The sequence below is a fragment of the Micromonospora zingiberis genome (genome assembly GCF_004331455.1).
Classification (GTDB): Bacteria; Actinomycetota; Actinomycetes; order Mycobacteriales; family Micromonosporaceae; genus Micromonospora; species Micromonospora zingiberis.
On record NZ_SJJR01000004.1, the window covers coordinates 1 to 16,666 of the forward strand.

At 70.7% G+C, this 16,666-nt stretch carries 10 protein-coding genes; 6 read left to right on the top strand and 4 right to left on the bottom strand.

Annotation, left to right across the window (positions count from 1 at the left end):
• Positions 1 to 310, bottom strand: a 310-nt coding sequence (locus E0H26_RS07715) for a C39 family peptidase (protein WP_206024942.1), incomplete at its 3' end; no start/stop codon positions are given.
• Between the two features lie 413 nt (positions 311 to 723).
• On the opposite strand from E0H26_RS07715, the gene E0H26_RS07720 reads away from it, so the two are divergent.
• Entirely contained in the window at positions 724 to 2,397 is a 1,674-nt protein-coding gene (locus E0H26_RS07720; protein WP_131302653.1) for a right-handed parallel beta-helix repeat-containing protein, read from the top strand.
• Positions 2,398 to 2,416: 19 nt separating this feature from the next.
• Here the strand turns inward: E0H26_RS07720 and E0H26_RS07725 are convergent, their stop codons facing one another.
• The gene (locus E0H26_RS07725) at positions 2,417 to 2,605 is read right to left on the bottom strand and encodes a hypothetical protein (RefSeq protein ID WP_206024995.1); all 189 of its coding nucleotides are present in this window, start codon (positions 2,603 to 2,605) and stop codon (positions 2,417 to 2,419) included.
• Between the two features lie 19 nt (positions 2,606 to 2,624).
• Between E0H26_RS07725 and E0H26_RS07730 the strand changes: the two genes are divergently transcribed.
• The 5 genes from E0H26_RS07730 to pulA all read left to right on the top strand — a co-directional run bounded on the left by E0H26_RS07730 (position 2,625) and on the right by pulA (position 11,062).
• On the top strand, positions 2,625 to 3,284 hold the full coding sequence (locus E0H26_RS07730) for a hypothetical protein (RefSeq protein WP_131302657.1): 660 nt from the start codon (positions 2,625 to 2,627) through the stop codon (positions 3,282 to 3,284).
• A gap of 37 nt (positions 3,285 to 3,321) precedes the next feature.
• The gene (locus tag E0H26_RS07735; RefSeq protein WP_131302659.1) at positions 3,322 to 3,711 is read left to right on the top strand and encodes a hypothetical protein; all 390 of its coding nucleotides are present in this window, start codon (positions 3,322 to 3,324) and stop codon (positions 3,709 to 3,711) included.
• A 144-nt stretch (positions 3,712 to 3,855) separates the two neighbouring features.
• Complete coding sequence (locus E0H26_RS07740) at positions 3,856 to 4,587, top strand: cellulose binding domain-containing protein (RefSeq protein ID WP_131302661.1); 732 nt, start codon at positions 3,856 to 3,858, stop codon at positions 4,585 to 4,587.
• 91 nt (positions 4,588 to 4,678) lie between these two features.
• Positions 4,679 to 5,428 (top strand): cellulose binding domain-containing protein, encoded by a 750-nt coding sequence (locus E0H26_RS07745; protein WP_131302663.1) that lies wholly within the window; start codon positions 4,679 to 4,681, stop codon positions 5,426 to 5,428.
• A gap of 141 nt (positions 5,429 to 5,569) precedes the next feature.
• Positions 5,570 to 11,062, top strand: coding sequence for a pullulanase-type alpha-1,6-glucosidase (gene pulA, locus E0H26_RS07750; protein WP_131302665.1), 5,493 nt, complete (start codon positions 5,570 to 5,572; stop codon positions 11,060 to 11,062).
• A gap of 62 nt (positions 11,063 to 11,124) precedes the next feature.
• On the opposite strand, the gene E0H26_RS07755 is transcribed toward pulA, so the two are convergent.
• Both E0H26_RS07755 and E0H26_RS07760 read right to left on the bottom strand, forming a co-directional pair.
• Positions 11,125 to 14,427, bottom strand: coding sequence for a glycosyl hydrolase family 95 catalytic domain-containing protein (locus tag E0H26_RS07755; protein ID WP_131302667.1), 3,303 nt, complete (start codon positions 14,425 to 14,427; stop codon positions 11,125 to 11,127).
• Positions 14,428 to 14,833: 406 nt separating this feature from the next.
• On the bottom strand, positions 14,834 to 16,516 hold the full coding sequence (locus tag E0H26_RS07760; RefSeq protein WP_131302669.1) for a right-handed parallel beta-helix repeat-containing protein: 1,683 nt from the start codon (positions 16,514 to 16,516) through the stop codon (positions 14,834 to 14,836).
• Positions 16,517 to 16,666 lie beyond the last annotated feature (150 nt).

A 16,666-nucleotide genomic window follows, 5' to 3' on the forward strand; every position in this document is an offset into this window, starting at 1 on the left:
CGTTGATGGAGTTGGTGCCGGCTTCGGTGGTGCCCATTTCCTTGGCCATGGCGTCCATGTCGATGTTCTTGCCTTGGACGGAGAGGGCGTTGCGGGCGGCGGCGGGGCCGCAGTAGTAGAAGTTGGGTTGGGCTTCGTAGCGGACGTCGAGCTGCCGCTCGCCGTTGCCCTTGCGGTCGGCCTGCACCGAGGCGGTGACGTGCTGCGCCGGTGCGGCGTAGGCGGTGGTGATGGGGCCGGCGATGGCGCCGCCGGTGAAGGCGAGGCCGGCAGCGGTCAGGGCGGTCTTGCGCAGAATGTCGGTACGCATGATGATCTGAGCCTTTCGTTCGGGGATGCGCGGCGCGGGCCGCGATGGGGGATGCGGCCGGCCGTGCGAAAGGGGATGTGGACCAGGGGCCGGGAAGGCCACTCACGATGTCCGGGGAGATGTAACGCCGGGCGGCGCGGAGTCATTCCGGCCGGACCCGGGGTGCGGCGCCGGGGGAGGCGTCGCGCGGTCAGCCAGCGAGGCGTCGCGCGGTGAGCCATGTACAACGACCGGGGGCGAGCCGTCATTCCGGCGCCAGCGTGACCCGGGCCACCCGGCAAATCACCACATATCCGGCATGGTGTCGCACTCTCGTACCAACGTCTCTGTCCCGGACCCGTGCGGTGGCGTTTTCGGGCACCGGGAGCGGGAAGGCTCGGCGGGCAGGCAGCCGACGACCCGAGGGAGGGCCCGTGGGGCAGCAGGCCCGGTCCATCGCCATCCGCGAGCACCTGACCCCGGTCGCCGGGGCACCGCTGTGGTGCGACGCGCGGGAGTTCGGACTGCAAGGCGACGGAAGAACCAACGATCAGCCCGCGCTGGCCGCCCTGGTGGACCGCCTCGGTGAGGGGTACGTGGCCGACGGACGCGCCCGGGTCATCTACTGCCCACCCGGCATCTACTCGATCCGGGACGCGGGCACCATCTGGCGCAGCGGAGTGTCCCTGATCGGTGCGGGTTCGGGAGCGACCCGGTTCCTGTTGAGTAACGAGGGCAACCGGGCCGAGCCGACCCCGTTGGCCTACTGGACCACCCTCCAGCACGGCGCGGACCGCGACCGGCACATCGCCGACTGCACCTTCGCGGACTTCGAGATCGACGGCTCCGGCGTGGCCATGGCGCAGTACAACTACCTCGCCAAGGGCCTGGGACTGCAGTACGTGGTCCGGGGGGTGTTCCGCAACCTCTACATCCACCACACCGGCGCCACCGGCCTGGGCTGCGACTTCCTCCAGGACTGCCTGATCGACGGGGTGGTCGTGGTGGGCTGCGGCCGGCTGGACAACGGCGAGCAGATGGGCGGCGCGGGGATCGGCATCGGGATCGGCGGTTGGGGCGAGGTGGAACGCTGCACCATCACCAACTGCACCACCCTCGGCAACGGCACCAACGGCATCTTCCTGGAGTTGCAGAAGTCGTACTGGTCGTCGCCACGCGGGTACCGCATCATCGGCTGTCACAGTCAGGCCAACCGGTTCGGCATCTCCGACTGGGGAGCCGACGGGCTGATCGTGTCGGCCTGCACCATCACCGGCAACCTGGAGGCGGGCTTCGACGTGTCCGCCAACGGTACGGCCGGCGTCGCCGGACGCGGCGGCATCCTCACCGACTGTGTCATCGACCGTAACGTCCGCGACGGGATCAGCATGGGCAACACCCCCGGCCCCTACACCATCCGGGGCAACCGGATCAGCGGTAACGGACGCCACGGTTATCACCAGCACGACCTCGGTGCCGGCTACCAGGGAGCCGCCTCGGACGTCGTCATCGACGGCAACGAGTTCTGGGAAAACGGCCTGGACGCGATCCGGATCGACCGGCCGATGGTCGACGCCATGGTGGTGGACAACCGGATCCGCAACAACGGCCGGCAGTGCGCCCCGGCGGCCACCGGGTCCGGCGAGTCGGTGCGCTACGCCCGCCGCTCCATGACGGACCGGTCGGTCCAGTGGCGGACCGACGGGCACCGGGGCAAGGTGTTGCGGGTCGGCTCCCGGTACGCGGTGGTGGTCGGCAACAGCGACACCGACCTGGCCCTGGCCGACCTACGTCCCGATGCCGACAACGCGTGGAACGAGGACATCCCGGCGCCCGGCACGGCGTACGAACTACCGGCCTCGGCGCCGGTACGCGCGGGCATCACCGTCAATGCCGAACTGCACTCGGCGTCGGTGCGCGGCAACCGGATCTGGGACAACCGCGACGACCCGACGCAGACCTACGGCCTGTGGATCACCGAGCGGGGCCGCTGTGTGTCCTGCCGGGTCGAGGAGAACGATCTCGCCGGCAACGCCGAGGGCCCGCTGCGCCTGGACACTCCGCCGGTGGGTGGCCGCTGGGACCGCAACCACACCGAAGTGGACTGAGCACTCCGGTGGGCAGCGCTCACTCGTTCTCGCCGGCCGGCGAGAACGAGGTCGCCTCCGCGTGCCGGTTGCGCAACCGGTCCCGGATCTCCTCCGGGGTGTACGCGCGCCGCCGTCGCTCGGCCCGCGCGATCACCACCCCGGTGGCCGCGACACCGGCCAGACCGGCGAGACCGAGGACCTTCCACCACCGCACAGGTCGCCGCATCCGCTTAGGGTAGACCCTCATGAGCATCAGCCTGGACGAGGCGGTGGAGCTGACCCGTACCGGCGACGTGTGGGTCTTCCGTGGGCGGAGCGTGCCCGACCGGGCCATCCAGCTGACCACCAACAGCCCGGTCAACCACGTCGGCATGGCGGTCGTGCTGGACGACATGCCACCGCTGATGTGGCACGCCGAACTCGGCCGGTCGCTGCCCGACATGTGGACCGGCGGCCACCAGCGCGGTGTGCAACTGCACGACCTGCGGGACGCGGTCTGCGTCTGGGCCAACCGGTACGGGCAGCGGGCCTGGCTGCGGCAGCTCGATCCGCCGGCGGACCCGGAGATGGAACGGGCGGTGTTGCAGACCGTCGCCCGGCTGGACGGCACGCCCTTCCCGTCCACGGCCCAACTGGCCTGGCGGTGGTTGCGGGGGCGGGTGCCGACGCCGCGCCTGCCGGTGCCGCCCGCCCGGCGGCGCGCCACTGCCAACGCCGAGCGGACCCTGGAGACCGCGTACTGCGCGGAGGTCGTCGCGGTCACCTACGAGGCGATGGGGTTGCTGCCCGCCGGCCGCCGTCCGAACTGGTACGACCCCGGACGGTTCTGGAGCGGCGACGATCTCGGTCTGCACGGCGGCGCCCGGCTGGGCAGCGAGATCGAGGTACGGATGCCGGCCCGTTGAGGTTTGGTCGACCGGCCGGCCGGCAACTTCCTGCGGCGTGACTGCCTCCACCGACCTCGACACCCTGACCGACTTCTTCGACCGGTACGGCGTGGCCCTGACCGCCGGCGACCTGCCGGCCATCGCCGGCTGTTACGCCCTGCCAGGGCTGGTGGTGGCCGACACCTACAGCTTCTCGTTCACCTCGCCCGCCGCGGTGGCACTGTCCTTCGTGGGCGCCGCACCGGACTACACCGAGCGGGAGTTGATCGCCGCACACGCCGACCTCGAACAGATCCAGCAGGTCTCCGCCCTGCTCACCATGGTGGCCGTCCGGTGGGAGTTCCTGGACAGTCAGGGGCGACAGGTCGCCGGTGAGCGTTACCGTTACCTGTTGCGGGCAACCGACGACGGACCGCTGATCTGCACCGTCATCCGGACCGGCTGAGTCGGTCGCCGCGCCCCCTCTGGGCAGGCAAAAGGCGGCGATTCGGCCGCTCCGGGCGGACCGGTCGGCCGGGCCCGCACCGCCCGTTGGTCGCCGTGCCGGCGTGACTAGGCTGGCGCGTCGGTGACCATGAGGGGGGCCTCCATGCCAGTGCGACCGGCGGGCGACGAGTCCAGCGAGGAGTCCGGCCGGCCGGCGATGCCCAAGGTGATCGCGTCGGCGCCGTGGGTGGTCGTCCTGGTCGGTATCGCGGTGCTGGCCGTGTTGCTGGTGGTGGCGACGTTGTCGTTCCGCAAGCCGGAGCAGCCTGCGGCCTGGACCCCCGGTCCGTCGATGGTCCTGCCGACACTGGACGGCACCGACGCACCGCCCACGCCCACGCCCATTCCCACGCCGACACCGGCGGTGGCCCCGACGGCCTCGGCGGCCACGCCCACCGCCTCGTCGGCGCAGCCGGTGCTGCCGTCGCGAACCGCGTCGGCGGCCGGGCGGGCGGAGGCCGACCGCTCCCCGGACAATCCGGCCCCGCCCGAACCGTCGGCGACGGCCGACACCGGGCTACTGTCGGCCGACTACCGGGTCAAGACCAGCGACCCGGGCTCGTTCCAGGCGCAGTTGGTGGTCCGTAACGGCACCGGCCTCCCGGTCGGTTGGGTGGTGGAACTGCGGTTCACTGGCGACGTCACCGCGGTGCGGGCCTCCAGTGGCCCAGGCGTTTCGGTGAGCATCAAGGGCGCCGGTTGGTATCTGCTCAGTGGCGCCGGTCTGCTCGACGCCGGGGGGCAGCAGACGGTGCAGCTACGGATCAGCCGTACCGGTGACGGAGAGTACCCGGCACAGTGCACGATCAACGGTTCGCCATGCGCGTTGGTCTGACCGTACTGTTAGGACAACTGGTGATTCGGCGGGTGCTTTCCGGAATTGCTCTTGATCGTTACGCTTGCCGGGCTGCCCGCTGAGGAGAGACATGTCCGGTATGCGTCGCGCTCCGCGTCAGATCCCGCCCCCCAGTGCCACCGCCGTGGCGTCCTCGCCCTGGATCCTGGTGTCGTTCGGCGTGGGCGCGATGGTGGTGCTGCTCATCATCGCCGTGGGGGCGTACCGTGGCCCCGGGCCGAACTACGATCCGGCGCCCCCGGCGGGCGCCCTGCCGCTGCCGGAACGCGCGTCGTCGGCCGGCCGGGAGGCGTCGGCGTTGCCGTCGCAGGCGGTACCGGGGCTCTCCCCACGCCGCACCGACCCGCCCAGCCCGGCCGCCACCGGGTCGGCCGCCACCGGGTCCGCCGCCACCGGGTCGGCCACGCCGAAGCCGTCGGCGTCCGCCGCAGCTCCGACGTACGCGACCCGCCCAGCGCCGCCGGCCAGCAGTGCGCCAGCGCCCCCGCCCCCGCCTGCGCCGCCGCCACCGTTGGAGGCGCGGTACCGGGTGACGGACACCTTTCCGGGGGGCTTCATCGCCGAGGTGCTGATCCGCAACGCCTCTCGCGGAGATCTGGGCTGGGTGGCGCGGGTCGAGTACCCGGGCGGCCGGGTGGTGACGGCCTGGTTGGAGGGTGTCCCGCAGGGGACGTTCAGCGGTGCCGGTGGCACCCTGACCTATCGCAGCGGCCCGGACCTGGCGGCGGGCTCGGCCGTCGCGCTGCGCTTCCACATCGAATCCGCCTCGCCGCGCCCGGCGAACTGCGCCGTCTCCGGCCGGACCTGCACCGTTCGGTAGGGACGGTCCGCTTCGACGGGCGGCTGGTTTCCAACTTTGCGCAAGGTGTCGACAGTATTGCCGGTTCGTTTGCAAGGTATTGCAGAATGTTTCGGCAAGAGCTAGCGTGCGGGCCAATCAGCGACCAGAGGAAGGCCGTCGATGAATCCCCCGCCGATACCGCGCAAGGCCCTGCTCGCCCTCGTCTTCCTGCTCATCCTCACCCTGCTCGGCACGCCGGTCGCGGTGCAGCCGACCGCTGCCGTCGCGGCCGCCGCCGGCACCGGCCCACCGAGCCCCACCGGCGCCGTGACCTGGAACGCCGAACCCACCGCCAAGGCCCTGCTCGACGCGGGGACCAGCCGGGCCCGCGCCGAGCAGTTCTACTTCGTACTGCCCGACCGGTTCGCCAACGGCGACCCGCGTAACGACCGGGGTGGCCTGACCGGCGACCGGCTGCGCACCGGCTACGACCCCACCGACAAGGGGTTCTACCAGGGTGGCGACCTCAAAGGGCTGATCGATCGGCTCGACTACATCGAGGGCCTCGGCACCACCGCCATCTGGCTGGCTCCGGTCTTCAAGAACCGGCCCGTGCAGGGTGAGGGTGACGACGTCTCGGCCGGCTACCACGGCTACTGGATCACCGACTTCACCCAGGTGGATCCGCACTTCGGCAGCACCGCCGACCTCAAGAAGCTGGTCCAGTCGGCGCACCGGCGCGGGATCAAGGTCTACCTCGACGTGATCGTGAACCACACCGCCGACGTCATCACCTACGCCGAGGACCGGTACAACTACGTGGACAAGGCGACCGCGCCGTACCGCGACGCGCAGGGCCGGCCGTTCGAGGACCGCAACTACGCCGACGGCAGCCGCGGCTTCCCGAAGGTGAACACCGACTCCTTCCCGTACACGCCGACCTTCGCGAGCCCGGCCGACGCGAAGGTCAAGGTTCCGGCGTGGCTGAACGACCCGACCATGTACCACAACCGGGGTGACTCCACCTTCGTCGGCGAGAACAGCGAGTACGGCGACTTCTTCGGCCTCGACGACCTGTGGACCGAGCGGCCCGAAGTGGTCCGGGGGATGACGAAGATCTACGCCGACTGGGTGCAGGCCACCGGCGTGGACGGTTTCCGGCTGGACACCGTCAAGCACGTCAACATGGACTTCTGGCCGCAGTTCAGCCAGGGCATCGACCAGGCCGCCGCCCGCGCCGGCAAGCAGGACTTCTTCATGTTCGGCGAGGTCTACAGCGCCGACCCGGAGATCACCTCCGACTACGTACGCCAGGGCGCCCTGCCCGCCACCCTGGACTTCGCCTTCCAGGAGGCGGCCCGGGGCTACACCGCGAACGACGGTTCCGCCAAGGCACTGGCGAACGTGTACGCCCGCGACGACCTGTACGCCGCCCGGGACACCCACGCCGGCCGGCTGCCCACCTTCCTCGGCAACCACGACATGGGCCGGATCGGCTCCTTCATCGCCGGCGGATCCACCGATCCGGCCACCCACCTGCGCCGCGACCAGCTCGCCCACGAGCTGATGTTCCTCACCCGGGGTCAGCCGGTGATCTACTCCGGTGACGAGCAGGGCTTCACCGGTGCCGGCGGCGACAAGGACGCCCGGCAGCCGATGTTCGCCGCGCAGACCCCGGACTACCTCGACGACGACCTGCTCGGCACCGACCGCACCCACGCCCAGGACCAGTTCGACCGGACCCACCCGCTGTACCGGACCATCGCCGGGCTGGGTGAACTGCGCCAGGCCCACCCGGCGTTGCGCGACGGCGTGCAGGTGACCCGGTACGCGGCCGACGGCCCCGGCGTCTTCGCCTTCTCCCGGTTCGACCCGGACCAGCGCACCGAGTACCTGGTGGCGGTCAACAACGCCCCGACCGCGCAGACTGTCACCGTGGACACCTGGTCGCCCGGCGCCACCTTCACCGGCATCTACGGCGCCACCGGCCGTCCCGCCGCTGCCGGCGACGGCAAGCTCACCCTGACCGTGCCGCCGCTGTCGGCCGTGGTGCACCGGGCCGGCAAGCCGGTCGCCCTGCCGTCGGCCAAGCCGGGCATCACCATCACCACCCCCGACGCGCCGCCGGCCACCCGGGCCGAGGTCACCGCCCAGGTCACCGGGGATCCGCTGGCCACCGTCACGATGGCCGCCCGGGTCGCTGGCGGCCGGTGGACCCTGCTCGGCACCGCCCACCGGGCGCCGTACACCGTGCACCACGACCTGACCGGCCTGGCCGCCGGCACGAAGGTCGAGTACCTGGCGGTGGTCCGCGACGGCCGGGGCCGTACCGCCACCGCCCGCTCCGCCACCACCGTCGACACTCCCGAGCAGGCCGGTTCGTCCCGCGACTGGCTGGTGGTGCACTACCAGCGGCCCGACGGCGAGTACCCCGACTGGGGCCTCTACACCTGGGGCGACATCGACCCGGCGTACGCCACGCAGTGGCCGCAGGGGCAGCCGTTCGCCGGCACCGACGCGTACGGGCGGTTCGCCTGGGTGAAACTCAAGCCGGGCGCGAAGTCCGTCGGATTCCTGGTGGTCGACGCCGACGGGAACAAGGACGTCGAGAACGACCGGACCGTGGACGTGACGCAGACCGGCGAGGTCTGGGTCAAGCAGGGCGACCCGGCCACGTACCAGAGCCGGGAGGAGGCTGCTGGTGAGCCGGCGCCGCCGGTCGAGGAGGGTACGGCGGTGATCCACTACCGCCGCCCCGACGGCAACTACGACGGTTGGGGCCTGCACCTCTGGGACGGCGCGGCGAACCCCACCGACTGGTCCCGGCCGATGCCGCCGACCCGGATCGATTCGTTCGGCGCCGAGTTCCGGGTGCCGCTGGCCGAGGGCGCGACCGGGCTGAGCTACATCGTCCACTCCGGCGACGAGAAGGACCTGCCGCAGGATCAGCGGCTCGACTTCGCCGAGGCCGGCCGCGAGGTGTGGTTGCTCGCCGCGACGCCCGGCCGGCTGTTGCCGTCGACGGCCACCGGCACCGGTACGGACACCGACATCGGCAAGCAGCGGGCGCACTGGATCGACCGCTCCACCGTGGCCTGGCGTACCGGACCCACCGACGGCCGGGCGTACGCGCTGGTGACCGCCCCCGCCGGTGGGGTGCGCGTGGTGGACGGCGAGCTGACCGGCGCGTACACCTCGTTGCCGTTGACCGCGCAGCGCAACGGGCTCACCGAGGCCCAGCGCGCGGCCTTCCCGCACCTGTGGGACCACCGGGCCTTCACCCTGGACCGGCGGGACCTGGCAAAAGTGCCGGCGGCGCTGCGTGGGCAGCTGCTGGTGACCGAGCGGGCCGCCGACGGCACCCTGCTCGGTGCCACCGGCGTGCAGATCCCCGGCGTGCTCGACGACGTGTACGCCCCGGCCACCTCCGCCCAACTCGGGGCGACCTTCACCGGTGGCGTACCGACGCTGGCGGTCTGGGCACCGACCGCCCGGACCGTGTCGCTGGACCTGTTCGACTCGCCCACGGCCACGCCCCGCACCCTGGCCATGCGCCGCGACGACCGCACCGGCGTCTGGTCGGTACGCGGCGCGCGGGACTGGACCGGCAAGTACTACCGCTACCGGGTGCAGACCTGGCAACCGGCCGCACAGCAGATGGTCACCGCCGCGGTGACCGACCCGTACTCGGTGGCGCTCGCGGCGAACTCCACGCACAGCCAGATCGCCGACCTCACCGACCCGAAGCTGGCCCCGCCCGGTTGGGCCACGCTCCGCAAGCCGGCCGGGGTGCCGGCGGCCAAGGTGCAGATCACCGAGCTGTCGGTGCGGGACTTCTCCATCGCCGACAGCACCGTGCCGGCCGACCGGCGCGGCACCTTCCTGGCCTTCACCGACCCGGCCACCGCCGGCATGAAGCACCTCAGGGCGATCAGCGACGCCGGGGTGAACCACCTGCACCTGCTGCCCGCGTTCGACTTCGCCACCATTCCCGAGCGGCGGGCCGACCAGCGGCAGCCGGACTGCGACCTGGCCGCCCTGCCACCGGACTCCGACCGGCAACAGGAGTGCATCGCCGCGGTGCGCGACACCGACGGCTACAACTGGGGGTACGACCCGCTGCACTACACCGTCCCGGAGGGCGGGTACGCCGTCGACCCGGACGGCGCGCGGCGCACCACCGAGTTCCGGCAGATGGTCGCCGGGGTCAACGGGGCCGGCCTGCGGGTGGTCATGGACGTGGTCTACAACCACACCTCGGCGGCCGGCACCGACCCGCGCTCGGTGCTCGACCAGATCGTCCCCGGCTACTACCACCGGCTGCTCGACGACGGGGCGGTGGCCACCTCCACCTGCTGCGCCAACACCGCACCGGAACACGCGATGATGGGCAAGCTGGTGGTCGACTCGCTGGTCACCTGGGCCAAGGCGTACAAGGTGGACGGGTTCCGGTTCGACCTGATGGGCCACCACCCGAAGGCGAACATCCTGGCCGTGCGTACGGCGCTGGACAAGCTGACCGTGGCCCGCGACGGCGTGGACGGCAAGCGGATCCTGCTCTACGGCGAGGGGTGGAACTTCGGCGAGGTCGCCGACGACGCCCGGTTCGTGCAGGCCACCCAGGCCAACATGGCCGGCACCGGGATCGGCACCTTCAACGACCGGCTGCGCGACGCGGTACGCGGCGGTGGGCCGTTCGACGACAACCCGCGCCAGCAGGGCTTCGCGTCCGGGCTGTTCACCGACCCGAACGGCGACCCGGTCAACGGCTCCGCCGCCGAACAGCGGGCCCGGCTGCTGCACCAGCACGACCTGATCAAGGTCGGGTTGGCCGGCAACCTGCGTGGCTACCGGTTCACCGACTCGGCGGGCCGGACGGTGACCGGTGACCAGGTCGACTACAACGGCTCGCCCGCCGGCTACACGGACGCCCCTGGTGAGGCGATCACCTACGTCGACGCGCACGACAACGAGATCCTGTACGACGCGCTGGCCTACAAGTTGCCGCAGGCCACCTCGGCCACCGACCGCGCCCGGATGCAGGTGCTCGCGCTGAGCACGGTGGTGATGGGTCAGGGCGCCGGCTTCGTCACCACCGGCACCGAGCGGCTGCGGTCGAAGTCGCTGGACCGCAACTCGTACAACTCGGGGGACTGGTTCAACCAGATCCGCTGGGACTGCACCCAGGGCAACGGCTTCGGCATCGGCCTGCCGGCCGCCGAGGACAACCGCGACAAGTGGCCGTACGCCCGGCCGCTGCTGGCCGACCCGAAGCTGGTGCCGGACTGCGCGGCGGTCGAGTTGGCCGACGCCCGGTACGCCGAGCTGCTGCGGATCCGGGACTCCGCACCGGTGTTCGGGCTGCCCACCGCGCGCGAGGTGCAGCGGCGGGTCGGGTTCCCGCTGTCCGGCCCGGACGAGACGCCCGGGGTGCTCACCATGACCCTCGACGCGCGGGGCCTGGGCGGGGCGTGGAAGTCGGTGACGGTGGTCTTCAACAGCACCCCGGAGTCGGCGACCCAGCGGATCACCGGGCTACGTGGGGCGGACGTCGCGTTGCACCCGGTGCTGCGTTCGTCGGCCGACCCGGTGCTGCGTACGGCGGCGTTCGACGCGTCGACCGGCACGTTCACCGTACCGGCGCGCAGCGTGGCCGTCTTCGTCCAGCGGTGACGCGAAGCGGGGCTGGCCGATAATCGGCCAGCCCCGCCCGCGTGCCATGTACGGGTGATCGGTCAGCCGCCGATCGCGATCGCGAAGATGTGCATGGTGGCGACGCCGACGGCCGCCCGGGCGCTGATGTTCGGCAGGTCGACCCGGGCCACCTCCTTGTCCTCCAGTGGCAGCCCGACCACGTAGACCGTCGCCTGGGTGTTGGCCCGCTGGTTGTTGGGCCGGTTCTGGTAGGGCGCGACGATCGCCCCGACCCCGCCGGGGCGCGGCGGGCCGGCCCAGTCCGGGCAGCCGAGGGTGTGGGTCGTGCGGGTGCCGTCGGCGTAGACGACGGTGGCCGGCCCGGACACCGCGCCGTAGGTGCCGGTCAGCAGGAAGCCGAGGGTCTTACCCTTGCCGGTCACCTTGACGGACTGCCCGGAGGCGATGACGTTGTCGGGGCTGCCGATGGCGCCACCGGGCCAGGTGAAGTCCACCCCGCCGGCGTTGACCGTGGCGCCCGGGGTGACCCCGACCTGAGCCAGCGCCTGGGCGGAGATGGTGCCGCCGTTGCCGTCGAAGTTGCCGGCGTTGGTGTTGGTGTCGGCGGTGACACCAACGTTGGTGAAGCTCTCCTCGACCGGGGCCTCCCGGCCGTCCCAGACCCGGACCCGGGCCGTGGCGGACGCGGTCCAGTCCCGGCCGCTGACCTCGGCGACCAGGTCGGCGGTGCCGCTCTGCGCGGACTCGGCGGCGGTCACCGTGAACTCGACGGTGCGTTCCGAGTCGGGCGGCAGCGGACGCAGGTCGAGGTGCGCCGGTGTGACGCTCCACCCCGACGGGACCTTGAGCGAGACCCGCGCCGAGGGCGCGATCGGCATGTCCACCGCCCGGACCGTCACGGCGACCGTCGCCGCCGCCCCCCCGCCCACCTCGTACGGCGCGCTCATGCTGACCTTCTGCAGGGCGTACGCGCGGTAGGTGTGCCCGGCCCTGCCGGCGAGTTCGACCAGATCGGCCTCGATCTTTCTGGGCCTGACCACCCCGTTGCCGCGGGTGATGTCCCGCACGGTGTAGCGCCCGGCGAACAGTTGGCCGCGCAGCTTGACCCGGCCGTCGCGGTCCGCCTTGACGAGGATCTCGTCGGCCTGGCCGCCGCTCCACGTCACGCCCACGGTGTAGCCGCCGCGCCCGCGCAGACCCTTGACCTTCCCGTCCGGCCAGGCCGCCGGTAGTGCCGGTAGCAGGTGCAGTTCGTTGGCGTGGCTTTGCAGCAGCATTTCGGCGATGCCGGCGGTGGCGCCGAAGTTGCCGTCGATCTGGAACGGTGGGTGCAGGTCGAACATGTTGGGGGCGAGGCGGGCGGGGGTGGCGAGGTAGCGGATCAGGTCGTGGGCGCGGTTGCCCTCTTCCATCCGGGCCCAGAAGTTGATTTTCCAGGCCAGGGACCAGCCGGTGCCGTCGTCGCCACGGATGTCCAGGGTCCGTCGGGCCGCTTCGAACAACTCCGGGGTGCCGCGTTTGGTGATCTGGTTGCTGGGGGCCAGGCCGTAGAGGTGGGAGATGTGCCGGTGGGTGCGTTCGGTTTCCACCCAGTCGTACAGCCACTCCATGATGTTGCCGCGCGAGCCGATCTGCATCGGTGCGAGCCGGTCCCGGGTCGCCAGGACCTGGGACCGGAAGTCGGCGTCGATCCCCAACAGCCTGCTCGCCTGGGCGCAGCCGTTGAACAGGTCGACCAGGATCTGGTTGTCCATGGTCGGCCCGGCGCAGACGCTGGCGTTGGCGTGGTGGCCGATCTCCGGCGAGTTGGAGGGGTTGGTGACCAGGTAGCCGAGATTGGGTTCGGTGACGAGGGTGTCGAGGAAGAACTGGGCGGCGCCCTTCATCGCGGGGTAGTTGGCCCGGAGGAATTCGAGGTCGCCGGTGAACAGGTAGTGGTCCCAGATCATGGTGGCCAGCCAGGCGCCGCCGGTCTGCCACATCCCCCAGAACGCGCCGTCGACCACCGACGAGCCGCGCCAGGCATCGGTGTTGTGGTGGGTGACCCAGCCGCCAGCGCCGTACTGCACCTGGGCGGTGCGGGCGCCGCTGACCGTCAGATCCTGGATCATCCCGAACACCGGCTCGTAACACTCCGACAGGTTCGTGCTGTCGGCCGGCCAGTAGTTCATCGGCAGGTTGGCGTTGATGGTGTACTTCGAGTCCCAGGCCGGGGTCAGCGAGTCGTTCCAGATGCCCTGGAGGTTCGCCGGCTGGGTACCGGGCCGGGAGGACGCGATCAGCAGGTACCGGCCGAACTGGAACAACAGCGCGGAGAACTGCGGATCGTCGAGGCTGTTGTGCTGGGCGATCCGTACGTCGGTCGGCTGGTCGGCCGCCTCCGTACGCCCCAGGTCCAGCTCCAGCCGCCCGAACAGCTTCTGGTAGTCGGCCACGTGCCGGCGGCGCAGTACGTCGTAGGAGCGCTCCTCGGCCGCGTTCAGGTGGCCCCACGCGACGCCCGTGTAGTCGCCGCCGACGTTGCGGTAGTTGACGTAGCTGGAGCCGATCGAGATCAGTAGCGTCACGCTGTCGGCGGCGGTGACCTCGAGCGTGCCGGCGGAGCTGGCGACGCTACCGCCCTCGACGATCGCCCGGGCCAGGGCCAGGAACCTGACCTGACCGCTGACCCCCTCCTGGTTGCTGGAGACACCGTCGATGGCCACCGTCGCGCTGTCCGGGCTGGAGACCGTCGTCCGCTGTGGACTGTCGAACCGCGCCGTGAAGGTGATGGCGCCGGGTCGGTCGGCGGTCAGCCGCATGGCGATCACCTGGTCCGGCGCGCTCGCGAGCATTTCGCGCCGGTACCGTACGCCGTCCCGGACGAACGTGACGGACGTGGTGGCCGTGGTGAGGTCCAACTGCCGGTGGTACTCGGAGAACCCGGCGGGGCCGGGGAAGGTCAGCCGCAGATTGCCGACGGTCTGGTAGGCCAGTTGGCCGGGCGGGTTCCCCATCATCGTCTGGTTGATCAGGTTCTGGGCCTGGACCCACTGGTTCTCGAAGACCAGACGTTGGATCTCGGGCAGCGCCTCGGCGCCCCGGGGATTGCTGGAGTCGTACGGGCCGCCGGCCCAGACGGTGTCCTCGTTGAGCTGGATCCGTTCGGCGTCCACATTGCCGAACACCATGGCACCGAGCCGGCCGTTGCCAATGGGCAGCGCCCGCAGCCAGTCCGTGCCGGCCGCCTCGTCGTACCAGAGCGCGAGGTCGCCGGCGGCGCGTACCTCCGGGGGTGCGGTCGACCCGGCTCGGGCGGTCGCCGTCCAGGTGAATGGGAACAGTGTCGCGCCGGCTCCGGCGGCGCCGAACCTGAGCAGTTGCCTTCGGGAGAGATCTGGCATGTCGGTCCTCCAGTGGGGGGACGGGTTGTCCTTGCAGGAGGCCGGTCCCACTCCGGGGCGACTGGGGGTGCGGCGTCGGCGATGGGTGGCAGGGCTCGGTGCGGGGCGGCGGCGGTGAGGGGCTCGCTGCAAGATGACGGCAAGGCTACAAACATGTGATGTATCGAGTCAATGACTGTAACGAAAGATATTGATGTTGCGCTGTTGCCCAGGCTGGGCCGGGTCTGTCAGGTCCGCAACGGTCGGTGTGGAGTGGAACCGCTCACGGCTGCGTTCCGTAATCATCAGACCTTTGATGGGGGTGAGGTGAACCCGCCGGACGCGCGACGCGGACCGGCCCCCTTCCGCTTTCGGAAGAGGGCCGGTCCCGGTCGAAGCCGGTGTCAACACCGGACAACCAGATGGATCAGCCGAAGCAGCCGTCCGGAATCACCGGGCTGCCGAGGCAGTTGGTGGGGCGGTTGTCGGTGATGACGGACTTGTCGTCCAGCACCACGCCGTCGTTGGTGGTGAAGACACCACCCGGCTTGTTGGTGGCGGTGTTGTGAGCCACCTTGGTCTTGGTCAGGTAGACCCAGCCGCCCTTGTTGAAGATGCCGGCACCGGTGGCGTGCGGGCCGACGGCACGGTTGCCCGTGACCTCGGTGTTCCGCAGCGTGGTCTTGCTGTCGTCGTTGAACAGGCCGGCACCGAAGAACCCGGCGACGTTGTCCTTGATGACGCTGTCGTCGACCGTGGCGGTGCTCCAGTCGACCACCGCCAGGCCGCCGCCGACACCCGCGGTGGTGTTCTTCGCGACCGTGGTGTGTGCCAGGGTGAGCTGGCTCTTCTTGGCCGCGAGGATGCCGCCACCGGCGATCAGCGCGGTGTTGTCGGAGACCTTCGAGTGCTTGACGGAGGTCTGACCGCCGATGTCGAGGATGCCACCGCCGAAGCCGGTGGTCTCGTTCCCCTCGATCTCGGACTTCTTGACGTACAGCGTGCCGTTGTCGATGCCGGCGTGGTGCAGCTTGCCCTGGTACGGCTTGAACTTGACCAGGCCGTTGGAGATACCGGCACCGCCGATGATCGCCTGGTTGTTCTTCACCACCGACTTCTCGATCTCGAGGACGCCGACGTTGAGGATGCCGCCGCCGAAGAGGAAGGCGGTGTTGTCGGCGACCTTGCTCTCGTCGATCCTGGTCTGGCCGTAGTTGGCCACGGCACCACCGCTGGCGCCGGACTGGTTGTCGACGAACTCGGTGTCGAATACATCGGCCCGGCCGCCCGGCTGCACCAGCAGGCCCGCGCCGTCGAAGCGGCCCGGCTCCCAGTTGCCATCGGCCTCGACCTGCTCGTCGGACTGCCACTCCTGCTCGCCGTCGACCTGGGCGGTGGCCGGCGTCGCCGGCGCATCGATCTTGGCCGGCGGCTCAGCCGCTGCCGTCGGCCCGGCCTGCAGCGCGGTGGCCAGCGGCTTGCCGCCCTGGACCGCGTCCGTCGCCGCACCCGAGCCGGAGAACTGCGACCACGTCTCGCGCGGCTCCGGCGCCGACACCTTCTTGGCCGGCGCGGTCTGGCCGCCCTTGATCGTCAGGCCCTTGAGGGTGAGTTCCCCACCGGGGCCGACGTTGAGGATGCGGAACGGCTTGGCCGTGGCATCCCGCTCGATCTTGGTCTTCTCACCCTTGAGGGTGATCGGCTGGGTGATCTTCGGTAGGCCGTTGCCCCACTTGTCGTGCCGGGTCAGCTTGTAGGTGCAGTGCTCGGCCAGCTTCAGCGTGGCACCGTTCCTGTTGTTGGCGAGGGTGATCGCCTCGATCAGCTTGTCGGTGTCGCAGGGCACCTCCTTCGCCCGCTCGTCGTGTCGATCGCGGTCCTTCTTCTTGCCGTCGTGTCCCGTGTCGCCCTGGTCGCCGTCCCGGCTGACCTGCTGAGCGGTCGACCACTTCAGGCCGTCCGTACCGCCGACCGCCCCGGCGCCTGCGACGCCGACCGCAGCGATGCTCACCACGCCGGTCAATCCGGCCACGCCGCTGGCCACCCAGAGCTTGCGGCGACGCTTCGGCGCCGTCGGCCGATCATCGTTGTTCGCTAGGTAGTTGGACATCGGAGCTCTCTGCCCTCTCCTCGTACCAGACAGGGTCGTTCCGCCATAGACGGACGTCCCCTGCTACAAATCGGTTGTAGCTCCCGAAACCCACGGTATGAGAATCTTCCTCACCTCGCGGGCAAATGCGAAACAGCCCCACATTAGGTC

Bases quoted from the DNA above. Each gene is read 5' to 3' on its own strand.
- E0H26_RS07740 (WP_131302661.1), top strand. From the start codon at position 3,856: ATGCCAGTGCGACCGGCGGGCGACGAGTCCAGCGAGGAGTCCGGCCGG.
- E0H26_RS07745 (WP_131302663.1), top strand. From the start codon at position 4,679: ATGTCCGGTATGCGTCGCGCTCCGCGTCAGATCCCGCCCCCCAGTGCC.
- E0H26_RS07755 (WP_131302667.1), bottom strand. From the start codon at position 14,427: ATGCCAGATCTCTCCCGAAGGCAACTGCTCAGGTTCGGCGCCGCCGGA.
- pulA (WP_131302665.1), top strand. From the start codon at position 5,570: ATGAATCCCCCGCCGATACCGCGCAAGGCCCTGCTCGCCCTCGTCTTC.
- E0H26_RS07725 (WP_206024995.1), bottom strand. From the start codon at position 2,605: ATGCGGCGACCTGTGCGGTGGTGGAAGGTCCTCGGTCTCGCCGGTCTG.
- E0H26_RS07760 (WP_131302669.1), bottom strand. From the start codon at position 16,516: ATGTCCAACTACCTAGCGAACAACGATGATCGGCCGACGGCGCCGAAG.
- E0H26_RS07730 (WP_131302657.1), top strand. From the start codon at position 2,625: ATGAGCATCAGCCTGGACGAGGCGGTGGAGCTGACCCGTACCGGCGAC.